This is a genomic window from Bradyrhizobium sp. 137, from assembly GCF_023074095.1.
Classification (GTDB): Bacteria; Pseudomonadota; Alphaproteobacteria; order Rhizobiales; family Xanthobacteraceae; genus Bradyrhizobium.
Window position 1 is genome coordinate 332267 of sequence record NZ_JADPKU010000044.1, and the last position, 23412, is coordinate 355678.

Consider the following 23412-nt stretch of genomic DNA (forward strand, 5'->3'; position numbering starts at 1 on the left):
TAGAAGCCGTCAAAATGTCAGCACAACGTCAGTGCAGCGTGGGACTGCCCACAAACCAACTTTTCACGGCCATCGTCCGATCATGTGCGAGTGAGCGGACGTGCCGGTCGGGCAGGATGAGACCTGCCACGCGGAAGATCGTTGCAAGCCCGCGCACCGGCGCCAGCGCCCAATCGGCTCCCTCCGGCAGCAGCCAGCACTCGAACTGCTCGCGCGCGACGCCGATGCGCTCCTGCTGGGCCGCGGCAATCGCCCGCAGGACTCCGTGCTCACTATCGGACATGCGCGGGCAGGTGGGGCAGTGCACTTCGATCGCCGTATGCGCCGTGCACGCAAAGATCTCGATGATGGATTCCAGCGAGGGCACGGCATCGCCGACGCGAAAATGGTCGTACACCTGCTTGATCTCGGCGGCCGTCGGGACGGCGCTTCCGCTGCGTGCTTTCGCCCGAAATCCCCAGATGAAGAGCCGCTCCGCCGCGCTCAGCGCGGGAAGGTTGAGAGACCCGGTATATGTCGATTGATGCATTGAGGCTCCGGCCTTCGGCTGTGCTCACGCCACGGCTGGCGTTGATCATCTGCGCCGATGCTTCTGCCAGAGCCCTCTGCAAGTCAACGTTCGCAGGGGCGATATCGAGGTCTTCTAGATTTGAGAAGCTTCAATCTCGGATGCAAGCCAGCTTTGCAGGCCCGCGAAGCCGGGCGGTGCACCTGCACTCGTCCCCACGCAATTTTGCGGAGACTTGGGAAAGCCAATGCTTAAAGCTTTGCTAAGGAGCGCAGGATAAAACTGACATATCTGCCCTTCCAATTCCTGCGAGCACCGATGATTTTCTCCCGCATCAGTTTCAAGCTGGTCCTGATTGTCGGCATCAGCCTCCTCGGCATGGTCGCGCTGGTGCCGCTCGCGCTATCCACCCTGCGCGCGCAGATGATCGCCGACCGTCAGGCCAAGACGCAGCACATGGTGGATGTCGGCTACGGCATCCTGGCGCATTACCAGAAGCTCGAGAGCGAAGGAAAACTCTCGCGCGAGCAGGCCCAGGCCGGGGCAATGGCCGAAATCAAGAGCCTGCGCTATGACAAGGTCGAGTATTTCTGGATCAATGACATGGCCCCCAAGATGGTCATGCACCCGATCAAGCCCGAGCTCGACGGCAAGGACCTCTCCGGGATGAAGGATCCCGCGGGCAACGCGCTGTTCATGGGCTTCGTAGACGTCGTCAACAAGCAGGGCGCGGGCTTCTACGGCTATCTCTGGCCGAAGCCCGGGTTCGACCAGCCGGTCGGGAAAATCTCCTATGTGAAGGGCTTTGCGCCCTGGGGCTGGATCATCGGTACCGGCATCTATCTCGATGATGTCGACGCCGTCTTCCGCCAGAATGCGATGACGTTCGGCTATTTATGCCTCGCCGTGCTGGTCCTGGTCCTCGGCGCCTCCTTCCTGATTGGGCGAAGCGTCACCCGGCCGCTGGCCAGGATCACCGGGCTGACCGAGCGGCTCGCCGCCGGCGATAGCGCGTTCGATGTGCCCTACACCGACCGCCGCGACGAGGTTGGCGGGCTCGCCAAGGCGCTCGCCATATTCAAGGACAATGCGTCGGCGGTCAGCCGGATGCATGACGAGCAGCAGGAGTTGAAGCAGAAGGCCGACGACGAGAAGCGCAGGGCGATGGCCGATCTTGCCGGCAAGTTCGAGGCAAGCGTTCAGGCTGTCGTGCGCGATGTCTTCAACGAGGCGCGCGCGATGCAGCAGGCCGCGCAGGGCATGGCGGAGACCGCGAACAAGGCGACCGACCGCGCGAGCTTCGTCGCCACCGCCTGCCAGCAGGCCTCGAGCAACGTGCAGACGGTGGCCTCGGCCGCCGGCGAGCTGTCGTCCTCGATCGCCGAAATCAGCCAGCGCGTCGCGCAGGCCGCCAGCGTGGCCGACAAGGCCGCCGCCGATGGTCAGCGCACCAACGACACCGTGCAGGGACTGGCCGCCGCCGCGCACAAGATCGGCGAGGTCATCGACCTCATCAATCAGATCGCCTCGCAGACCAATCTGCTCGCGCTCAACGCCACCATCGAGGCAGCGCGCGCCGGCGAAGCCGGCAAGGGCTTTGCGGTGGTCGCGAGCGAAGTGAAATCGCTGGCGAGCCAGACCGCCAAGGCGACCGACGAGATCGGGGCGCAGATCACCGCGATCCAGGCCGAGACCAACCAGGTGGTTGGCAACATCGAGAGCATTCGCAAAACCATCATGGAGGTCAACGAGATCTCCTCGTCGATCGCAGCGGCGGTCGAGGAGCAGGGCGCTGCGACCCAGGCGATCGCCCACAGCGTGCAGGAGGCGGCCGCCGGTACCGACCAGGTCTCGCAAAATATCTCCGGCGTCACCGATGCCACGGCGGCGACAGGCCAGGCCGCCGGTCTCGTGCTGCAATCGAGCGGCCGGCTGACGCAGAAGCTGCAATCGCTGGAGAACGAGGTCAGCGTCTTCGTTGCGGGCGTGCGGGCGGCCTGATCGTCGCCGATCCGTCTGCCGTGACGTGGACTATTGGCCTCGTCACGGCGCATGCGACTGGATCGAAATTCCGGCCTGCGGGAGCGGTCATTGCGACCGTCCTTCTCGCTCTTGACCGCTGCGGTTAAAGTGAAGAAGCAGGATCATCGAACCTGCCGACCCGCGCCGGGCCTCGCGGGCAAGGAGACCGTTGCATGTCGTTCAAGAAGCTCCTGATCGCCAACCGCGGCGAGATCGCCATCCGCATCGCGCGCGCCGCGGCCGAGGCCGGCATCATGACCGTTGCGATCCACCCCGCCGACGATGCGCTGTCGCTGCATGTGCGTGTTGCCGACGATGCGATCGAGATCGCCGGCCGTGGTGCGCGGGCCTATCTCGACATCGATGCGGTGGTGACGGCAGCGAAAGCGGCCGGTTGCGATGCCGTGCATCCCGGCTACGGCTTTCTCAGCGAGAACGCGGCATTCGCAAGAGCCTGCGCTGACGCGGGCGTCGCTTTCGTCGGGCCGAAGCCGGCAGCGCTCGAGCTGTTCGGCGACAAGGTTGCGGCACGGCAATTGGCGAAGCGCTGCGGTGTGCCGATCATCGCGGGCACCAGCGGGCCGTCCTCACTGGAGGAGATCACAGCCTTCTTCGCCTCGCTCGGCAGCAGCGCCGCGATTGTGATCAAGGCGATGGCCGGCGGTGGCGGTCGCGGCATGCGCGTCGTGGACAATGCCACCGATCTCGCGGAAGCCTATGCGCGCTGCCAGTCCGAAGCCAAGGCGGCGTTCGGCTTCGACGGTGTCTATGCCGAGCGGCTGATCCGGCAGGCCCGCCATATCGAGGTGCAGATCATCGGCGACCGCTTTGGCGCGATCTCTCACCTCTGGGAGCGCGAATGCACCATCCAGCGCCGGCACCAGAAGCTGATCGAGGTCGCGCCGAGTCCCTCGCTGAGCGATGGCTTGCGCGGCCGCATCATCGAGGCGGCAAAGCACCTCGCCGCGGCGGCCTCTTACGACAACCTCGGCACGTTCGAGTTCCTGGTCGATGGCAGCGCCGACGACAGCTTTGCCTTCATCGAGGCCAATCCGCGGCTCCAGGTCGAGCACACCGTGACGGAAGAGGTGCTCGGCCTCGACCTCGTCCGCGCTCAGCTCGCGGTCACCGCAGGTGCGACGCTCGCCTCGATCGGCTTTGCGCAAGTGGATATTCCGAAGCCGCGCGGCTATGCCATGCAGCTTCGCGTCAACATGGAGACGCTGGACGAAACGGGGGCGACGCACCCGACCGGCGGCGTGCTTGCCGTGTTCGAGCCGCCGTCAGGGCCCGGCGTTCGCGTCGATAGCTTTGGCTATGCCGGCTATAAGACCAGCGCGGCATTCGACTCGCTGCTGGCGAAGGTCATCGTGCATACGCCAGTCGATGCCTGGCACGACGTTGTCGCGAAGGCCTCGCGCGCCTTGCGCGAGTTCCGGATCGACGGCGTCGTCACCAACATCGCCTTCCTTCAGGCCGTGCTTGCGCATCCCGATTTCAGGATCAACCGCATCGCGACCGATTTCATCGACCGCAATATCGGCAAGCTCGTGGACGCATCCGACGGTGCTGCAAAGCCGCTGTACTTTGCCGCGAGCGAGCGAAGCAGCGCTCACGGCACCGAGGCGAACGTCGCGCAAGTCGTGCCCGAAGGGGCGGTGATGGTCGCGGCCCCCTTGCAGGGAACCATCGTCACCGTCCAAGTGAAGGAAGGCGAGATCGTCCGCCCCGGCCAGCAGCTCGCCGTGATCGAATCCATGAAGATGGAGCACCTCGTCATGGCCGAGCAGGGTGGCCGGGTCATGAAGCTCGCTGCCGCCGACGGCGTCACGCTGATGCATGGCGAGCCGATTCTTTTTCTGGAACCGCTCGACGTCGCGGCGGATAGCACGGCGGCGGAAGCCGACATCGATCTCGATCACATCCGTCCCGACCTCGCGGAGCTGATCGCCCGTCAGGCCAATACGCTCGACGAGAACCGCCCCGCCGCGGTCGAACGCCGCCGCAACACCAACCAGCGCACCGCGCGCGAGAACGTTGCCCAGCTCGTCGACGCCGGCTCGTTCATGGAGTATGGCAGCCTCGCGATTGCGGCCCAGCGCCGCCGGCGCAAGCTCGACGATCTCATCAAGAACACGCCGGCCGACGGCCTCGTCATGGGCATTGCCACCGTCAACGCCGAGAAGTTCGGCCCGCAAGGCGGGCGCTGCATCGTCGTGGCTTATGACTACACCGTGCTCGCGGGTACGCAGGGCCACATGAACCACAAGAAGATCGACCGCATGCTGACGCTGGCGGAGGATTGGCGCGTGCCGCTGGTGTTCTACGCCGAAGGCGGCGGGGGCCGGCCCGGCGACACCGACCGGCTCGGCATGACCGGCCTGGACGGGCCGTCCTTCGTGCAGTTCGCAAGGTTGTCCGGCCTCGTGCCCGTAGTCGGTGTCGTCTCCGGCTATTGCTTCGCCGGCAATGCTGCGATGCTCGGCTGCTGCGACGTCATCATCGCGACCAAGAGCGCCTCGATCGGCATGGGCGGCCCGGCAATGATCGAGGGCGGCGGGCTCGGCGTCTATCATCCGGCCGAGGTCGGGCCGGTCTCGTTCCAGGCGCCGAACGGAGTCATCGACATCCTCGTCGAAGACGAAGAGGAGGCAACGCGCGTTGCGCAGAAATACCTGTCCTATTTCCAGGGCGCGGTGTCGAATTGGGAGGCCGCCGACCAGCGCCTGCTCCGCCGCGCCATCCCCGAAAACCGTCTTCGCGTCTACGACATCCGCCGCGTGATCGAGCTCGTCGCGGACAAGGGCTCCGTGCTGGAGCTGCGCCGCGACTACGGCGTCGGCATGATCACCGCGCTGATCCGCATCGAGGGCAAGCCGTTCGGCCTGATTGCCAACAATCCGCGCCATCTCGGCGGCGCGATCGATGCCGATGCCGGCGACAAGGCCGCGCGTTTCCTCCAGCTCTGCGACGCTTTCGATCTGCCCATCGTCTCGCTCTGCGACACACCCGGCTTCATGGTCGGCCCGGAAGCGGAGAAGACCGCGATCGTGCGCCACGTCTCGCGCATGTTCGTGACCGGCGCCAGCCTCACCGTGCCTTTATTCGGCGTCGTGCTGCGCAAGGGCTACGGGCTCGGCGCGCAGTCGATGATCGGCGGCGGCTTCCACGCCTCGTTCTTCACCGCGGCTTGGCCGACCGGCGAGTTTGGCGGCATGGGGCTGGAGGGCTATGTCCGTCTCGGCTTCCGCAAGGAGATGGAGGCGATCGCCGATCCCGCAGAGCGCGAGACCTACTACCGCAACAAGGTCGCCGAGCTCTATGCCAACGGCAAGGCAGTTTCGATTGCCTCCGTGTTCGAGATCGACAACGTCATCGACCCCGCCGAGACGCGGCGCTGGATCATGGCGGGCCTGCGCTCAGTGCCGAAGCCGCCCGCGCGGACGGGCAAGAAGCGGCCGTGCATCGATACGTGGTGAGCGCGGTGCAGCAATTTTGACCGCGCCGCGTACGTTCCCGGTTCCCGATTGACATCCCCGCCCGCAGTGCCAGACTTTGCACAATAATACAGGGTGGAGACGTCCGCGATGGCCAGCCTTTCGGCCTCGAACCATGTCGCCCGTGTCTTGTCCGTCGCCAATCACGTGGCCGACGTCGATGCCTCTTCGCGGATTGCCAATTCCTGGCGGCGCTGCCTGGTCAATCACAAGCTCGATCCCGCCCGCCGCGGGCCGCCGCAGACGCTGACCGAAGCCGAGATCCGTCACGTTGCCGAGCCGATGGAGGAGACGATCAGGCTCGCAACGCCCGAGCTCGACGATCTCGCCACGGTGCTGCGCGAGGCCGGCTATTGCGTCAATCTCGCGGACGCGAGCGCGACCATGCTGTTAAGCCGGTTGCCGGGCGAGGCCGACGCCGACATCTTCCTGCGCTGGAAGGTCTACACCGGCTCCAATTTTTCGGAGGCCTTCGAAGGCACCAACGGACTCGGCACCTGCCTTGCGGAGCAGAAACCGATCCTGGTGCATCGGGACGAGCATTTTCGCGAGCAGTGGAGCATCTTCTCCTGCGCGGTGACGCCCTTGTTCGACCAAGCGGGTCGCATTGCTGGCGCCGTCAACATCACGTCGTGTCGTGATGACCTCAGCCGCGCCGCGCATCAGCTTGCGCTCGCGGTGACGATGGCTGCGGCGCGGCGAATGGAGGACGCGATCTTCCGCGGTCATTTCCGCGACGCCTGGGTTGCGACCGTGCCTGGAGACGGCGGCCGCGGCCTGCTCGCCTATGACGATGATCGGCGCATCGTCGGCGCCTGCCGTTCGGCGCGTGCGCTGCTGGGCCTGACCGACGGCATGATCGCGTCCGGCATCGATCTATCACGCTATGTCAGGTTCGTTCGTCACGCAGCGCGCGGCGCGGACGAGATCGTCGAGCTGCGCCGGGCCGACGGCAGTCCGTTAGGCCGGGGCCGTGTCGCGCCGCCGTTGCGTGCGAGGGCGCGTCGGCCGGCCCCGCGCGGCGACGGCTCCGTCGATCGCTTCGTCGCGCTGCACCGGCTCGCCGGTGGCGACCCCGGACTGATCAGAAGCGTGAAACGGCTCAAGCGCGTCAGTGACCACAATCTGCCGGTGCTGCTGCATGGCGAGACCGGCGTCGGCAAGGACGTGTTCGCGCGCGCCATTCATGCGGCCAGCAACCGCGCGCGCAACAATTATGTCGCGCTGAACTGCGCGGCGATGCCGGAGAGCCTGATCGACGCCGAGCTGTTCGGCTACGAGGCCGGCGCCTTCACCGGCGCGCGGCGCGACGGCTCGAAAGGCCTGATCGTGCAGGCCGATGGCGGCACGCTGTTCCTGGACGAGATCGGCGACATGCCGATCGCGCTCCAGACCCGCTTGCTGCGCGTGCTGGAAAACCGCGAGGTCTGGCCGCTCGGCGCGCTCAAGCCTGTCGCCGTCGACATCCGCCTGATCAGCGCCACCCACCGCGATCTCGGCCGCATGGCCGAGGAGGGCGCCTTCCGCGCCGACCTCTATTTCCGCCTGCGCGGCATGGAGGTGCGATTGCCGGCGTTGCGTGAGCGCGCCGACCGCGACGACGTCATTCGGCAGATCGCACGCGAGGAGGCGCCGAACTGCCGAGTCTCGGATGAAGCCTGGTCGCAGCTCGTGGCCTATCCGTTCCCCGGCAACATGCGCCAACTCCGCCACGTGCTGCGGCTTGCCGGCTGCACCGCGGAGGACGGTGTCATCACCGATGCCGATCTCGATTTGCCGCGGTTCGGAAAGGCGGAGCCGGATCTCGAAGCGGCCGAGCGCGCCACGATCGTCGAGGCGCTGCGCAGGCAGGGTGGTCGCGTCACCGAGGCAGCACGCGCGCTGAAGCTCAGCCGCGCGACGCTCTATCGCAAGATCAAGCTGCTGAAGATCGAGACGACGCAGTAGTGTCGAGAAAACGAGCCGCTCCCGCGAGCGGGGCGAGAGAGCACACCGCCACTGCCGCCGTCACGAAAAATCCGTCCAGCTCAGATGCCGTGCATCGATGTCGCCAATCGTCACGCCCTCGCGGATCTCCTGCGGCCTGTGAAAATTACCGCGCAGATAGACCAGCGGCTTGGCGGCATCCGCATGCGACACGCCGCGCACCTCGCCGATGAAGATCGAATGCGTCTTCGTCTCGAACTCCTGCGCCAGCACGCAGTCGAAAGCCGCGACCGCGTCCGTCAGCACCGGCGCGCCGGTCTTGCCTCGCGTCCATTGTCCGAAAGCGAAGCGGTCGTCGCCGTTGACGCCTTTCTGGCCGCTGAAAGTCAGCGCCAGCAGGGCGTGATCCTCGTGCAGGAAGTTGATTGCAAATGCGCCTTCCTCGCGGATGCGCCCGTGTGCGCTGGCGCTACGGTTGACGCAGACGATCAGCGACGGCGGATTGTCAGAGAGCGAGCAGGCCGACGTCACGGTCAGTCCGGTGCGTTTGCCGTGCTGGGCGCCGACCGTCACCAGCGCAACCGCGCCGGCGCATTGGCGCATCGCCTGCTTGAAATCCTTGGCGTCGACCGTCACGCGGAAATCTCCGAGATTGGGTGGGTGCGGCACGATCGCGCCGCACCCATACCGGGTCAAGCCGCCTTGCGCGCCGAGCCGAGATGCGTCAGGCGCGGCATCACCTCGTTTTTCAGCAGCGACAGCGAATGATGCCAGGCTTCGGCCTTGTGCTTGTAGTCGAAGCCGAACACCAGGAGGACGCCGAAGCCGCCGACCTCGTCGTAGATCTTCTCGATCTTCTCGGCGACGGTCGCCGGCGAGCCGACGATCCAGTTCCGCTTGGCGCAATATTCGACGGTGACGTCGCTGTCGGGCACGTCAGGCGCGTGCTTGAGGTAGTCCTTGAAGCCGAAATGGCCGAGCAGCGGCAGGAAGTATTCGCTCATCATCCGGCCCATCATGTCGCCGGTCGAGAGCTTCCAGGCTTCCTCGTCGGTATCGGCAACGAACACTTCTCGCACCAGCCGCCAGTCCTGTCGGTTCGGTTTGCGTCCGGTCTTGGCGGCGCCGATCTCGACCGAATCCCAATGGCTCGAGACATAGGCCGGGTTGAGGTTGAGGCTCATCGGAATGAATCCGCGCTCGCCCGCCAGTTTTAGCGTGTCCGAATTCTTGGAAAGCCCGGCGACGCCGATCGGCGGATGCGGCGCCTGGAACGGCTTGATGTGAGGCTTGAGGAAGTCGAACATCGTGTCAGGCTTGGTCACCGTCCAGAACTTGCCCTTGTGGGTGAAGGGCGCCGGCTCGGTCCACAGCTTCAGGATGATCTCCAGCGCCTCGCGGGTCATGTCGCGGTTCTGCCCGCTCATGCCGTCGACGTTGAACATCGCCCAGTCGCTCGGCAGGCCGCTCGCCGCGACGCCGAAATTGAGACGGCCCTCGGAGAGATGATCGAGCATCGCGACGCGATTGGCGAGCTCGGCCGGGTGATGGTAGGGCAGCAGGAAGCCGCCCGGTCCGATGCGAAGATTCTTGGTCTGCATCAGCGCCTGTGCGATTAGAAGATCCGGCGTCGGGTTGGGTTCCCAGGGCGCGGTGTGGTGCTCGCCGACCCAGGCCTCCTGATAACCGAGCTCGTCGAGCCAGCGCATGACCTGCAGGTCCCAGTCGTTCCCTTCCTTCAGGCCGCACTCCGGCGGATGCGAGGGCATCGTGAAATAGCCGATCTCCATGGGTTTCCTCATCTGATGTTGACGCGTCTTGTTGCGCGTTGACGGAGTTGAGTGGCGAAGCTTCAGCAAGCGGTGTGCCAGCGCGGCGGGGCTTCAAATCGATGAGAAAGGGCTGGTTTGCCCTCGCAATCGCCGGTATCTCGGCACAGACTTGCAACATGTCGTCTCATTGTCGCGAGACGACGTCTTAGCTGCAAGACGAGGACAGTTTCGAATGACCGAACCCGCCTACGCCGCGGTGGACTGGGGCACCAGCAGCTTTCGGCTCTGGCTGATCGATCGTGCCGGTCAGGTGCTGGCGGAACGCCGCAGCGGCGAGGGCATGCTGGCTGCGGCCAAGACCGGCTTCCCTGCCGTGCTGCAATCGCATCTTGCAGCCGTCGAAGCGCCGGATCATCTGCCGGTTCTCGTCTGCGGCATGGCCGGCGCCAAGACGGGCTGGGTCGAGACCGGCTATGTCGACACGCCGGCGCCACTTGCCGCCATCCTGAAGCAGGCTGCGCTCGTACCGGGCGAGCTGCGCGACATCCGCATCCTGCCGGGCATCGCGCAGCGCGATGCAAACACGCCGGACGTGATGCGCGGCGAGGAGACGCAATTGCTCGGCGCGCTCGGACTCGATGCCGCCGGCGAGGCGCTGGTCTGCATGCCCGGCACGCATTCGAAATGGGTCCGCGTGAAGGGTGGCATTGTCGAGCACTTCTCGACCTTCATGACCGGCGAGCTCTTCAGTGTCGTCTCGCGCGAGACGATCCTGTCGCTCGCGGTCGTCGGAGCCGATGACGCCGAGGACGTCGCAAGCTTCAAGGCGGCGGTGGTTGCTGCATTCAAGGCGCCGGCCTTCGCCGCCAATCTTCTGTTCACCGCGCGCTCGCGGCAGCTCCTGTTCGGCGGCACGCCGGCCGCGGCGCGCGAAACGGTATCGGGTACCCTCATTGGCGTTGAGCTCGCAGCGGGCCTTTCGGGCGCCGTCCCGAAAGCCGGCGTCACGCTGATTGCCTCCGGCCGGCTCGCGACGCTGTATCGGCTCGCCTTCGAGGCGTTAGCAGTCACCGTGCAGCCGATTGACGCCGATGAAGCCGTTCGCCGCGGTCTTTCGATGGCGGCCGCCGCGATCTGGATGAAATGAGAGGAATCTTGAAATGAGCGTTGCCTTTCCGCCGATGAAGCGTCCGCTGGTCGCGATCCTGCGCGGCGTCAAACCGGAGGAAACCGAGGCGATCGTCGGCGTGCTGATCGAGGCTGGCATGACCGCGATCGAGATCCCGCTGAACTCGCCAGATCCGTTCCGCTCGATCGGGACCGCCGCGAAGCTCGCGCCCGCCGGCGTGTTGATCGGCGCCGGCACTGTGCTGACGGCCGCAGACGTCGATCGTCTCAACGACGTCGGCGGCAAGCTGATGGTCTCGCCGAATGTCGATACCGGAGTGCTGGCGCGCGCGCATCAGCACGGCATGGTGACGATGCCCGGCGTGTTCTCGCCGACCGAAGCGCTTCTGGCGGCGCGCGCCGACGCATCGAGCCTGAAGTTCTTTCCGGCGAGCGTGCTCGGCGCGTCCGGCATCGCCGCGATCCGCGCCGTGCTGCCGGCCGGCGTGATGATCGCCGCTGTCGGCGGTGTCTCCGACCAGAATTTTGCCGAATACATCAAGGGCGGCGTGACGGCGTTCGGGCTCGGCTCAAGCCTCTACAAGCCCGGCATGACGGCGACGGACGTTGCCGCTCGCGCAAAGTTGACGATCGCGGCGTACGATCGGGCGATTGCGCAAGCCTGAGCCGCCAATAAACAAGCCGTGATGCCGTCACGGTCCTGCGTTATCCTATCTTGCTGCACCAGCGAGTTCAGGAGACCGACATGGCGATCAACAACATAGCCGATCTGTTCGTGGCGACGCTCGAACAGGCCGGCGTCAAGCGCATCTATGGCATCGTCGGCGATAGCCTGAACGGCCTCACCGAGGCGCTGCGCCGCCGCGGCACCATCGACTGGATCCATGTCCGGCACGAAGAGGTCGCGGCGTTTGCCGCCGCCGGCGAAGCCGAGATGACGGGAAGCCTTGCGGTGTGCGCCGGCTCCTGCGGCCCCGGCAATCTGCATCTGATCAACGGCCTGTTCGACGCGCATCGCAGTCGCGTTCCGGTGCTGGCAATCGCGGCGCAGATCCCCTCGGCCGAGATCGGCGGCGGCTATTTCCAGGAAACGCATCCGCAAAGCCTGTTCCGCGAATGCAGCCATTATTGCGAGCTGGTCTCCGACCCTAGCCAGCTTCCTTACGTGCTGGAGAATGCGATCCGTGCGGCGGTCGGCCTGCGCGGTGTCGCCGTCGTCGCCATGCCCGGCGATGTCGCTTTTCGCAGCCCGCCGAAGCGCGCGCAGTCGACGACGCGCGGGCTTACGCCGGCAGCGCCGAAGGTCGTGCCACAGACGGGTGAGTTGCAAGCGCTCGCGGATCTCTTGAACGGTGCCGAACGCATCACCTTGTTCTGCGGTCGTGGCTGCGCCGGCGCGCATGCGCCGCTGATGCAGTTTGCCGAAACGCTCAAGAGCCCGATCGTGCACGCGCTCGGTGGTAAGGAGCATGTCGAATACGACAATCCCTACGACGTCGGAATGACCGGCTTCATCGGCTTTTCCTCGGGCTACGCGGCCATGCACGCCTGCGACGCGCTGGTGATGCTCGGCACCGATTTCCCCTACAAGCAGTTCTTCCCGACCGACTGCCAGGTCGCGCAGATCGACATCCGCCCCGAAAATCTCGGCCGGCGCTGCAAGATCGATCTCGGCCTCGTCGGCGATGTCCGGCTGACCATCGAGGCGCTGCTGCCGCTCTTGAAGACCAAGACGCAGCGCAGGCATCTCGACGATGCCCTCGCGCACTACAAGAAGGCGCGCGAGGGTCTCGACCAGCTCGCCAGGGGGACGCCGGGAGCCAAGCCGATCCATCCGCAATATCTGGCAAAAGTCATCAGCGACCATGCGTCCGACGATGCCGTGTTCACCGCCGACGTCGGCACGCCCACGGTGTGGGCCGCGCGCTATCTCGACATGAACGGCCGCCGTCGGCTGATCGGCTCCTTCGTGCACGGCTCGATGGCCAATGCCATGCCGCAGGCGATCGGCGCGCAGGCTTCCCAACCCGGCCGCCAGGTGATCTCACTGTCGGGCGACGGCGGCTTCACCATGCTGATGGGCGATCTGATCACCCTGACGCAGATGAAGCTGCCGGTGAAGGTAGTCGTCTTCAACAACGGCGTGCTCGGCTTCGTCGCGCTGGAGATGAAGGCCGCGGGGTTCGTCGATACCAATGTCGATCTGGAGAACCCGGATTTCGCGGCGATGGCGCGCGCGATGGGTATCTTTGCCCAACGCGTCGAAGACCCCGGCGAGCTGCCCGGCGCGATGAAGGAGATGCTGGCTCATAACGGGCCGGCACTGCTCGACGTAGTCACCGCCAAGCAGGAGCTGTCGATGCCGCCGACCATCACGCCCGAGCAGCTCAAGGGCTTCAGCCTCTGGGTGCTGCGCGCCGTGATGAACGGTCGTGGCGACGAGGTGCTGGACCTTGCGAAGACGAATCTGCTGCCGCGTTAACTGCGCTTGGCTGACGGCACCGGTAGCCGCTCGTGGCGGTGCTGGAAGCGCTGCCAGTGCAGCACGGTGCCGATCAGCAGCGCCGGCACGAAGCCGAGCACGATCAGCAAATGCGGCAGCGCCTTCGGCGAGATGAAGGCAATGGCAACGTCTGAAATCAGCCAGAGCGCCGCGAACATCACCGCGAAATCCGTCCGTGGGCAGCGCAGATAATAGAACACGGCAGTGATAACGATGGCAGGCCCGATCGCAATGGCGATCATCACCGCCGTCAGCTCCTTCGGCGTCAGCGCGTCGAGCACCATCGATGCCAGCAGCCAGAGTGCGGCGAACATGGCGACGATGTCGAGCGGATGCCGCAACCCAATACCTCTCGCGGGAACGCGCTATCGTTGTGTCCTGCGCCCCGCCCGTCAAGTGAAATACGCCTATTCCTCGTCACTTCCGGGCGTTGGCCGCAACATGAAATGACCTAAGGCCGTGGCGATCGGCTTGTCCGGATCGTCCTGCCAGGCCCGCGCCTCGAAGGCGACGATGCGCCGCCCCTGCTTCACAATTGATACGTCGGCGAAGGTGTCGAGCGCCCGGCCGGAGCGCAGATAGTTGACGGTGAGGCCGATCGGTTTGGGTGGCGCCGCAGTGCCGAGCTCGCGCGCCACGCCGACGATCGCGGTGGTTTCGAGAAAAGCGCCGGTCATGCCGCCATGGATCGCGGGCAGGATCGGATTGCCGATGATCTTCGGCGAGAACGGCATCGTCAGCGTGGCGTCTCCGTTGACGCGAATGCCGAGGCAGCGCGCGAACGGGCTATTCGCGAACGGGCCATCCGGATCCTCGGGCGCCTCCAGCGTCGGAATGCTGCGCGAATCCATTCTCCGGTCCGCGAGCATGTTGGTGCGGTTGGCGCCGATCATGAAGCAGGCGGTCGCGGTCGCGACCGGATCGTCTTCGGACTCCTGATAGGCGGTGGAGCGGACGAAGGCGATCGAGCGTGTGGTGCGGTAGCAGACGGAATGCGCCTTGATATCGAGGCCCGGCGTTGCCGGCTTCTGATAGTCGATCCGCAGGTCGAGCGTTGCGATCGCGCGCGTGCCGTCGAGCGCGAGCTGCACCGCCATGCCGCAGCTCTCGTCCAGCATCGCGGTGACGACACCGCCATGCAGAACGCCGGTCTCGGTGTCGCCGACGAAGACGGGACGGTAAGGCAGGCTGGACCAGGCCTCACCGGGCGCGAAGCGGTCGAGCTGGAGCCCGCTGATATGGCCGTAATCGGAGCGCCGGCCCTTGATGGCCTCGGCGAGTTCCTCGAAGGGAAGCGTGGTCGATGAGCAAGACATAGCGACGTTCTAGACCAGTGCCGCGCATTGCGCAAAACCCCGCATGTAACCTTCGCACGGTCCTGCAAGGCCGGTTTGGTCTCGACAGAGGCGGCCGAAGCGACGATGGTGGGTGCTTCGTTCGTTCGACCTATCCGCAAGGAGCGCCCATGACCGACCCCGAAACACCCTCGACCGCCCAGGGGCCCGTCACCATTTCGACCTCCAGCTCGGAGCGGGCGCCGATCATCTATTTCGACGGCGCCTCATGCTTCGGCCATCATAACGGCGCGATCCAGATCGAGCTTGCCGCGAATCTCCTGATGCCGGTCGGCGCCGCAGTCAGGGTCGACGTGGTCCAGACCGCGCACCTGCGTTGCAGCGTGGCCGCGGCGCTTGCCCTGCGCGAGGCGCTCGACAAGGCGCTGACGATGTACAAGCAGGGCCAGCAGCAGCCGACGGAGGAGATTCCGGCAGTGAAGAATTGATGGCAGTCGCGCCATTGCAGGGCCTTCATGGTTCGAGACGCGCCGTAAGGCGGCGCTCCTCACCATGAGGGTCAAAATGAGGGTCAAAGATCGCGCTGCGAGGATGACCTCATCTTGAGGGCCCGCCAAAGGCAGGCGTCTCGAAGGATGGGCCGCGAGGAATCCGTCGCCAGCTTCCTTGCGGCGGCACTCAGCCCACATGCACCTTCGGCTTCTTGCCGCCGTTCCACTTGCCGTCGAGCGCGCGCTCGATCTGGGCGGCGAGTTGCAGCAAGAGCCCGTCATTGGCCTGCTTGGCGATCGCCTGGATGCCGAGCGGCAGGCCGTGCTCGTGGGTCGCCATTGGCAGCGAGATCGCCGGGATGCCGCAGAGATTGGCGAGCGGCGTGAAGGCGAAATTGCGCCAGAGATTGCCGAACCAGTCGAGCACGTCGGGATTGTCGGAGATCGTGAGATATTCCTTTGTGCCGACCTTCGGCGTCGGCAGCGCGGTGACCGGCGTCAGGATCACGTCCCACTGCTCGAAGAAAGCGCCGAAGCCGCGGGAGGCCGTGTTGAATACGCCTTGCATCTTCGCGCGCTCGGCGAAGCTCGTGTGTCGGCCGGCTTCCCAGATGCGGATGTTCATGGGTTCGATCAGATCTTCCGGCGGCTTCTCCAGCCCGCGCGCGGCGAGCATGTTGGAGATCACCACCGCAAAGTTCGAGATGTAGCAGGTGGTCTGCGCCGCGAACGCAGCGCGGAAATCGAGCTCGGGCAGCGCATAGTCGACGTGATGGCCGAGCCCTTCGAGGAAGCGGCCGGTCTTCTCCAGCTCGGTGGCGATGTGCGACGTTGCGGTGTAATCGCCCCAGGTGTGCGATAGCGCGATCCGGAGCTTGCCGGGATCGCGCTTGATCATCTCGGAATAAGGCTGCGCCGTGGTCCAGAACGGCATGAACTCGCCGGGGGCAGGTCCCCTTGCATGATCGACAAAGGTGGCAGTGTCGCGCACACTGCGCGACTGGCAGCCCTGGATCGAGACGAGGCCGGTGAGATCGGACATGTGCGGTGCGAGCGAGAACACGCCACGCGATACTTTGAGCCCGATATTGCCGTTGACGCCCGCGGGAATGCGGATCGAGCCGCCGCCGTCGGTTGCATGCGCGATCGGCACCACGCCGGCCGCGACCATCGCGGCGCTGCCGGCCGACGAGCCGCAAGTGGTGTAGTCGGTATTCCAGGGATTGCGCGTGACATAGACGGCGGGATTGTCGGCCGAGCTGCAGACGCCGAATTCCGGCGTCGTGGTACGTCCGATCAGGTTGAGGCCAGCCTGGCGGAATTTGCCGGTCAGGAAGGTATCGGCGTCCGCGCGATTGCCGCGCATCAGGAGCGAACCCATCTCCTGGAGGCGGCCCTTCATGGTCGGTCCCAGATCCTTCATCAGGAAAGGCAGGCCGGCGAACGGGCCGGAGAGGTTGGCGCCGTCCTTGGCGGGATCGGCGATCACGTCCTCGAACAGCTCGACCACGCCCGACAGCGCCGGATTGACCTTGGCGACGCCCGCCGCGGCCTGCCGCGCCAGTTCCTTCGCCGTCAGCTCGCCGTTGCGGACGCGCGCGGCCAGCGCCACGCCGTCGTGCTGCGCCCATTCATTCCAGCTCATCGGCAAAGTCATGTCGGCAAAATCCTCTTGATGCGGCGCTACCTTTCCTTTCGCAAGGATCTTCGTGAATCAACTGAGCCGGCGCGGGGGGCAGGGTTGCATGGGGCGGAGAGGTGGAGGCGCAGAGCTGCCGATCGTCTCAATCCGACAGTCGCGCGATCACTGCAACCGGCCCGCCGCCCGGCGGTCCCTGATGCTCGGCCCCGCCGGAGATGTAGATGGCGCCGGTGCCGGCAAGTCCCGCAATCAGGCCGCCGACCGCAGCGCGGGCGTGGCGGGTGGCGCTGATGTCGGTGTCTTCCAGCATGGTGTGGCGAAAGCCGCGCACGCTGCCGCTCGGTGAAGCCTCCGCCTTGGCGAAGATATTGACCAGTTCGCGACCCGTCTTTGCCTGCGGCGCCACGCCGAGCCCGACGCTGTTCAGCGCCGATACCACCGCCGGGGCATCGATCGCGTCGGTCATCACGGCATGCCCGATCTCGAACGCGCTTGCTGAAGACAAGGAGTTGCCGAGCACGATGACGACGTTGTGCATCAACTCGATTCCGGCCGAAGTGGAGGCAACGGACGAGAACAGATCATCGCGCCGCAGCACGTCCTCGTCGCCGACGTCAGGCGCTATCTCGCCGAGCGCGACTGCGACGCCGAGCGCGGAGGCGCCGCGCGAATAGGCCATCGAGCCATAGGCGCTGGTCGTCGCCGTCTTGCTGCCGCGAGCGTTGGCCGCTTCGACGCGATCGCTGGTGAGCAGTGGACACTTGATCTGCACGAAATGAACGTCGGCAGAGTCAGTGATGCCGGCATCCGCCATTGCCGCCTTCACGGCTTTCGCCGTCTCGGTGATCTGTGCCGAGTGGCCGAACTCCTCGGGGAGGAAATCACGGGTGTGTGCCATGCCGATGCTCAGGCGCTTGCCGGACATGCCCGCCGGCCGCCCCTCGACGTCGCGCCGCGTAAACACCGTGATATGCGGGCTGAGCACGCCTTCGGTGCCGCCCGACATCACGAAGGCGATGCGCTGCTCGACCTCCTCTGGAGACAGGCCGAGCCGCGGCGCAAGCGCCGCGCACAACGCGGCCACAGCATATTCCCGCGTGAAATCGTTGACTCCGCCATTGCCCTCGGTCTTGCCGAGGATTGCGAGGATTTCGCTTGGATCGATCGCGCCTGAGCTGATCATACTGATGAGGCCGGACACGTCGCCGGGGCCCTTGGTGGCGATCCTGATGGCGTCGACCGATGTCGTCTGCATTGCACTTCTCTTTGGGGGTTCGGTGGTCCGGCAGACAAAACAGTCGTCCAAGCTTGGCGCCTGTCAATCCCCGTCGTCGTCCTGGCGAAAGCCAGGACCCATTACCCCAGGGAGCAATTTGGCGAAGATTCGTCGTTCGGTATTGCTTCCGGCCGTGATCGACAGACTAGCGGTGAGTCCTGGTCTCTGCCAGGACGACAGCGGAATTTGTGCGCCGTCTTCGCCATCTCCACGAATGTGGCGAGATCGCATCGGTTCAATAAAAAATCCTCTGTCGACGGCCGTCCGCTGCACCTTGATCAATCAACCCCGGTTGGTTCATAAGCGGCGTCCCGTGGCCGGTGGTTCGCCGCCGTGTGCTAGGATAGAGGAATTCTCGCGTGGCAAATATCAACCAGAAAATTGCGCAGGAGCTTGGGGTTCGTGCCGAGCAGGTCGAGTCAGCGGTGACGCTGCTCGACGGCGGCGCCACGGTTCCCTTCATCGCCCGCTACCGCAAGGAAGCGACCGGTGCGCTCGACGACGCGCAATTGCGCACCCTGGAGGAGCGCCTGGTTTACCTGCGTGAACTTGAAGACCGCCGCAAGGCCATCCTCGAATCGGTCCGCGAGCAGGGCAAGCTCGACGCGGCTCTCGAAGCCAGCATTCTTGCCGCCGACAGCAAGGCGCGCCTCGAAGACATCTATCTGCCGTTCAAGCCGAAGCGCCGCACCAAGGCCGAGATCGCCAAGGAAGCCGGCCTCGAGCCGCTCGCCAATCAGCTGATGGCAGAGCCTGGCAATGATCCCAAGGCCGTGGCCGAAGCCTTTGTCGACGCCGAGAAGGGCGTTGCCGATGCCGCTGCCGCGCTCGACGGCGCCCGCGCCATCCTGGTCGAACGTTTCGACGAGGACGCCGATCTGATCGGCGCTCTGCGCGAGGAGATGTGGACCAATGCGCGCATGGTCTCCAAGGTGCGCAACGGCAAGAAGACCGAGGGCGAGAAGTTCGCCGATTATTTCGATTTCTCCGAGCCGCTGACGAAGCTGCCGTCGCACCGCATCCTGGCGATGTTCCGCGGCGAGAAGGAAGAGATCCTCGACCTCCAGATCCAGGCCGAGGCCGAGGCGCCGCCGCCGGGCGTGCCGAGCGCCTATGAGCTGAAGATCATGAAGCGGTTCGGCATCGCCGACCTGAAGCGCCCCGGCGACCGCTGGCTGATCGACACCGTGCGCTGGGCTTGGCGCACCAAGATCCAGGTGCATCTCAACATCGATCTGCGCATGCGGTTGTGGAATTCGGCCGAGACCGAGGCCGTCCGGGTGTTCGCCTCGAACCTGCGCGACCTCCTGCTCGCCGCGCCCGCCGGCACCCGCGTCACCATGGGGCTCGATCCCGGCTACCGCACCGGCGTCAAGGTCGCGGTGGTCGATGCGACCGGCAAGGTGGTCGACACCACCGCAATCTACCCGCACGAGCCGCAGCGGCAATGGAACGAGTCGCTGGCGACCCTCGGCAGGCTCGCGCTGAAGCATCGCGTCGAGCTGATCGCGATCGGCAACGGCACCGCCTCGCGCGAGACCGACAAGCTCGCGGCAGACCTCGTCAAAGGCCTGCCCGAACTGAAGATGACCAAGATCGTCGTGTCCGAAGCGGGCGCGTCGGTCTATTCGGCCTCGGCTTTCGCCTCGGAGGAATTGCCTGATCTCGACGTCACCTTACGCGGTGCGGTCTCGATCGCGCGGCGGCTCCAGGACCCGCTCGCCGAGCTTGTCAAGATCGAGCCCAAGGCGATCGGCGTTGGCCAGTACCAGCACGACCTCGGCCAGGCCAAGCTCGCCAAATCGCTCGATGCCGTGGTCGAAGATTGCGTGAACGCCGTCGGCGTCGATGTCAACACTGCGTCCGCACCGCTACTGGCCCGCGTGTCGGGCGTCGGCACAGGTCTTGCGCAGAGCATCGTGGCGCACCGTGACGTCAACGGCCCGTTCAAATCGCGCAAGGCGCTCAAGGACGTGCCGCGGCTCGGGCCGAAGGCATTCGAGCAGTGTGCGGGCTTCCTGCGCATCGTCGGCGGCGAGGATCCGCTCGACGCCTCTGGCGTGCATCCGGAAGCCTATCCGGTGGTGCGCCGGATTCTCGCGGCGACCAAGAGCGACATCAAGGCGCTGATCGGCAGCAGCGAGATCGTGCGCACGCTGAAGCCGAAGGATTTCGTCGACGAGACCTTCGGTCTGCCGACCGTCACCGACATTCTGCGCGAGCTCGAAAAGCCCGGTCGCGACCCGCGCCCGGCGTTCAAGGCCGCGGTGTTCAAGGAAGGCGTCGAGGAGATCAAGGATCTCAAGAAGGGCATGATCCTCGAGGGCACAGTGACCAACGTCGCCGCCTTCGGGGCCTTCGTCGACATCGGCGTGCACCAGGATGGCCTCGTGCACATCTCGGCGATGTCCAAGACCTACATCAAGGATCCGCGCGAGGTGGTGAAGCCCGGCGACATCGTCAAGGTGAAGGTGCTGGACTTCGAGGTCGCCCGCAAGCGCATCTCGCTGACGCTGCGGCTGGATGACGAGATCGGCGCCAAGAAGGACGCGCCCGGCATGCAGCGCGACAACAATTCGCGCAACAGCGCGCGCATGACCTCGTCGGCGCCGCGCAAGCAGGAATCCTCCGGCGGCGGCGCGCTTGCGGAGGCGTTGCGACGTGCAGCCGAGAAGAACGGCGGCAAGCGGGTGTGAGTCTCTCCTCGCCCATCGGGGAGAGGCGATCTGCTCCGCGGATAGCGAGTTCTATCGCGTCGTCATTGCGAGCGTAGCGAAGCAATCCAGACTGCCTCCACTGGACAGTCTGGATTTGCTTCGTCGCAAGAGCTGCTTGCAACTGACGAGGAGAGAGCGGTGGCCCGCCTCCCTAACACGCGCGTCAGAATCTGGCGCATTTGTAAGTTGAAGGAGACGGCGCGTTCTCCTCTTCTGAACCTTCGAGTGCGGCTGTGTGACCACCGCACTGTAGGGAGGATTTTCCGATGAAACACAGGCTTCTCACAGGCCTCGCCGCAGCGGCAGTTGCCGCGACGCTGGCGGTCGCGTCGCCCGTTCTTGCCCGCGCCGGCGGTGGCGGACATGGCGGGTTTGGCGGCGGTGGCCACTTCGGGGGTGGCGGCATGCATGTCGGTGGTGGCGGCATGGGTGGCGGGGGCATGCGAGTGGGCGGCATGGGCGGCGCTCATTTCGGTGGCGCGCGCTTCGCCGGTTCGCCAATGGCCGCCCGCGCCGCCATCGGGCCGCGCTTTGCCGCTGCTCCGCTCGCGACCCGTGCCGCCTTTGGACCGCGGTTTGCCGGCACGGGCTGGCACGGCAGGCCTTTCATCGGCCGGCATGCGTTCTTCCATCATCATCATCGCTTCCACCGGTTCGCCTTCTTTGGCGCGCCCTTCATCTACGCCAGCTATTACGACGACGGCTGCTGGCGCAGGAGCTGGACGCCCTATGGCTGGCGATGGGTCAATGTGTGCGGAGACTATTGGTACTAGCATCGCCGGACCGCACCATTGTCGCGGTCGCCACCGGGCAGTTCCGCTCAGCCCCGGAACGGGATAGTCTGGTGGCGATCGTCGCGCGGAGTTCGTCATGACCGGAGGTCACCGCCGCATCCTGGTCGTCGAGGACGATCCGGAGACTGCAGGCCAGCTCGTCGAGGAACTGACGACCTCCGGTTACGAGGTCGATCTTGCCGGCACGGGCCGCGAAGCGCTTCACCAGGGCGGCGCGCGCGACTATGCCGTGATCACTATCGACCGCATGCTGCCCGATATCGACGGCATCACCGTGATGCGCCAATTGCGCGACGACGGCATCGCTGCGCCGTTCCTGATCATTTCCGCGCTTGGCGAGGTGGATGATCGCGTGCGCGGCCTGCGCGCCGGCGGCGACGATTATCTCGTCAAGCCGTTCTCGTTCGTCGAGCTACTCGCACGGCTGGAGGCGCTTGGCCGCCGCAGCGAGACCATCGCCAAGGAGACGCTGCTGCGGGTCGGCGATCTCGCCGTCGACCTGATCGCACGCAGCGCCAGTCGCCGCGGCCGCAAGATCCCGCTGCTGCCGCGCGAATTCCAGCTGCTTGAATATCTCGTTCGTAACGAGGGCCGCGTCGTCTCCCGCGCAATGCTGCTCCAGCACGTCTGGGACCTGCATTTCGATCCCTCCACCAACATCATCGACGTCTATGTCGGGCGCGTTCGCCGCAAGGTCGACGATGCCCAAGCCTATCCGCTGATCCACACCATCCGCGGCATCGGATATTGCCTCCGTGCTCCTGGCTAAGACGCTCCGCTCCTCGACCTTCCGCCTCGCGCTGATCGCGATCGCGGCGTTCGGGCTGATCGTCGCGGCGATCATGGCTTACGTCTATTTCGGCACGCTCGCCTATGTGCAGAGCCGGCTCGGCGAGGCCGGCGATCACGATGCCTTCGCGCGCATGATCAAGCTCGCGATCGCTGCGGTCGCCGTGCTGCTTCTGGTGCTCGCCGGGCTCGCGGCCGTGCTGGTGACGCGGCGCACGGTCGGGCGGATCGAGCAAATCAACGCCACCAGCCGCGCCATCATGCTCGCCGGCCTCGACCAGCGCATTCCCCTGCGCGGCAGCAACGACGAATGGGACCGCGTCGCGGAAAACCTCAACCAAATGCTCGACCGCATCGAGACGCTGATGGGGGAGGTCAAACAGGTCAGCGACAACGTCGCCCACGATCTGCGCACCCCGCTGACGCGCATGCGCGGACGGCTGGAAAAGGCCTATCACACCCCGCGCAACAGCGAGGCGGATGCGGCGCTGATCGGCGACACCATCGCCGATCTCGACGCCGTGCTCGGCATGTTCGCTTCCATCACCCGGATATCGGAGATCGAGACCCGGGCCCGCACCGGCGCCTTCCGCGGGCTCGACCTCGCCGAGATCGCCGGCGAGGTCGTCGAGCTCTACGATGCCGCCGCCGAGCAGGTCGCCACAAAGCTCAGTCTCGCCAGCGACCGCGAGGTGCCGGTGACCGGCGACCGCGACCTCTTGTTCGATGCCATCGCCAATCTCGTCGACAACGCGATCAAGCACGGCCGCAAAGGCGGGCAGGTGACCGTCACCTGCCGCAGCGCCGATGGCGGCGCGGTGATCGCGATCGCCGACGACGGCCCGGGCATTCCCGCGGAGGAACGCGATTACGTGTTCAAGCGCTTCTACCGGCTCGAGCAGAGCCGCTATACGCCGGGCAATGGCCTCGGTCTCAGTCTCGTTGCCGCAGTCGCGCGCCTCCATGGCGCCGAGATCGCGCTGCATGACAATGCGCCGGGCCTCACCGTCCAGCTCAGCTTCAAGGCGGCACTAGCGACGTGAATTGGTGGT

Annotated in this window: 18 protein-coding genes; 11 read left to right on the plus strand and 7 right to left on the minus strand. The window is 65.6% G+C overall.

Going from position 1 to position 23412, the window contains the following annotated elements; genetic code table 11:
• Nucleotides 1-28: 28 nt before the first annotated feature.
• Entirely contained in the window at nt 29-529 is a 501-nt protein-coding gene (locus IVA78_RS10840; protein ID WP_247277452.1) for a hypothetical protein, read from the minus strand.
• Between the two features lie 297 nt (nt 530-826).
• Here IVA78_RS10840 and IVA78_RS10845 point away from each other — a divergent pair, with 297 nt between their 5' ends.
• From IVA78_RS10845 to IVA78_RS10855, 3 genes are all read left to right on the plus strand, one after another.
• Nucleotides 827-2509: a cache domain-containing protein gene (locus IVA78_RS10845; protein ID WP_247277451.1), complete on the plus strand. Its 1683-nt coding sequence runs from the start codon at nt 827-829 to the stop codon at nt 2507-2509.
• Between the two features lie 194 nt (nt 2510-2703).
• Complete coding sequence (locus tag IVA78_RS10850) at nt 2704-6009, plus strand: carboxyl transferase domain-containing protein (protein WP_247277450.1); 3306 nt, start codon at nt 2704-2706, stop codon at nt 6007-6009.
• 108 nt (nt 6010-6117) lie between these two features.
• Nucleotides 6118-7974, plus strand: coding sequence for a sigma-54-dependent Fis family transcriptional regulator (locus IVA78_RS10855; RefSeq protein WP_247414945.1), 1857 nt, complete (start codon nt 6118-6120; stop codon nt 7972-7974).
• A gap of 60 nt (nt 7975-8034) precedes the next feature.
• Here the strand turns inward: IVA78_RS10855 and IVA78_RS10860 are convergent, their stop codons facing one another.
• Both IVA78_RS10860 and IVA78_RS10865 read right to left on the minus strand, forming a co-directional pair.
• On the minus strand, nt 8035-8589 hold the full coding sequence (locus tag IVA78_RS10860; RefSeq protein WP_247414943.1) for a flavin reductase family protein: 555 nt from the start codon (nt 8587-8589) through the stop codon (nt 8035-8037).
• Between the two features lie 56 nt (nt 8590-8645).
• Nucleotides 8646-9743, minus strand: a complete 1098-nt coding sequence (locus IVA78_RS10865; RefSeq protein WP_247414941.1) for an LLM class flavin-dependent oxidoreductase — start codon at nt 9741-9743, stop codon at nt 8646-8648.
• 214 nt (nt 9744-9957) lie between these two features.
• On the opposite strand from IVA78_RS10865, the gene IVA78_RS10870 reads away from it, so the two are divergent.
• The 3 genes from IVA78_RS10870 to poxB all read left to right on the plus strand — a co-directional run bounded on the left by IVA78_RS10870 (nt 9958) and on the right by poxB (nt 13335).
• Nucleotides 9958-10872, plus strand: a complete 915-nt coding sequence (locus IVA78_RS10870; RefSeq protein WP_247277446.1) for a 2-dehydro-3-deoxygalactonokinase — start codon at nt 9958-9960, stop codon at nt 10870-10872.
• Nucleotides 10873-10885: 13 nt separating this feature from the next.
• Nucleotides 10886-11518 (plus strand): 2-dehydro-3-deoxy-6-phosphogalactonate aldolase, encoded by a 633-nt coding sequence (locus IVA78_RS10875; protein ID WP_247277445.1) that lies wholly within the window; start codon nt 10886-10888, stop codon nt 11516-11518.
• Between the two features lie 80 nt (nt 11519-11598).
• Nucleotides 11599-13335 (plus strand): ubiquinone-dependent pyruvate dehydrogenase, encoded by a 1737-nt coding sequence (gene poxB / locus IVA78_RS10880; RefSeq protein WP_247277444.1) that lies wholly within the window; start codon nt 11599-11601, stop codon nt 13333-13335.
• Here the strand turns inward: poxB and IVA78_RS10885 are convergent.
• Together IVA78_RS10885 and IVA78_RS10890 are read right to left on the minus strand one after the other, a co-directional pair.
• On the minus strand, nt 13332-13697 hold the full coding sequence (locus tag IVA78_RS10885) for a hypothetical protein (protein ID WP_247277443.1): 366 nt from the start codon (nt 13695-13697) through the stop codon (nt 13332-13334). The genes poxB and IVA78_RS10885 overlap by 4 nt on opposite strands.
• A gap of 66 nt (nt 13698-13763) precedes the next feature.
• On the minus strand, nt 13764-14672 hold the full coding sequence (locus tag IVA78_RS10890) for a PaaI family thioesterase (protein ID WP_247465203.1): 909 nt from the start codon (nt 14670-14672) through the stop codon (nt 13764-13766).
• A gap of 149 nt (nt 14673-14821) precedes the next feature.
• Here IVA78_RS10890 and IVA78_RS10895 point away from each other — a divergent pair, with 149 nt between their 5' ends.
• Entirely contained in the window at nt 14822-15139 is a 318-nt protein-coding gene (locus tag IVA78_RS10895; protein ID WP_247277441.1) for a hypothetical protein, read from the plus strand.
• Between the two features lie 190 nt (nt 15140-15329).
• On the opposite strand, the gene IVA78_RS10900 is transcribed toward IVA78_RS10895, so the two are convergent.
• Entirely contained in the window at nt 15330-16799 is a 1470-nt protein-coding gene (locus IVA78_RS10900) for an amidase (protein WP_247277440.1), read from the minus strand.
• 127 nt (nt 16800-16926) lie between these two features.
• Nucleotides 16927-18039 carry a ring-opening amidohydrolase gene (locus tag IVA78_RS10905; RefSeq protein ID WP_247277439.1) on the minus strand — a complete coding sequence of 371 codons (1113 nt, stop codon included), beginning with the start codon at nt 18037-18039 and terminating at the stop codon, nt 16927-16929.
• A 380-nt stretch (nt 18040-18419) separates the two neighbouring features.
• On the opposite strand from IVA78_RS10905, the gene IVA78_RS10910 reads away from it, so the two are divergent.
• The 4 genes from IVA78_RS10910 (at nt 18420) to IVA78_RS10925 (ending at nt 23403) form a co-directional block, all read left to right on the plus strand.
• On the plus strand, nt 18420-20756 hold the full coding sequence (locus tag IVA78_RS10910; protein ID WP_247277438.1) for a Tex family protein: 2337 nt from the start codon (nt 18420-18422) through the stop codon (nt 20754-20756).
• 287 nt (nt 20757-21043) lie between these two features.
• On the plus strand, nt 21044-21550 hold the full coding sequence (locus IVA78_RS10915) for a hypothetical protein (protein WP_247277437.1): 507 nt from the start codon (nt 21044-21046) through the stop codon (nt 21548-21550).
• Nucleotides 21551-21647: 97 nt separating this feature from the next.
• On the plus strand, nt 21648-22340 hold the full coding sequence (locus IVA78_RS10920; RefSeq protein WP_247277436.1) for a response regulator transcription factor: 693 nt from the start codon (nt 21648-21650) through the stop codon (nt 22338-22340).
• Entirely contained in the window at nt 22327-23403 is a 1077-nt protein-coding gene (locus tag IVA78_RS10925) for a HAMP domain-containing sensor histidine kinase (protein ID WP_247465204.1), read from the plus strand. Before IVA78_RS10920 ends, IVA78_RS10925 begins: the two co-directional genes overlap by 14 nt.
• Nucleotides 23404-23412 lie beyond the last annotated feature (9 nt).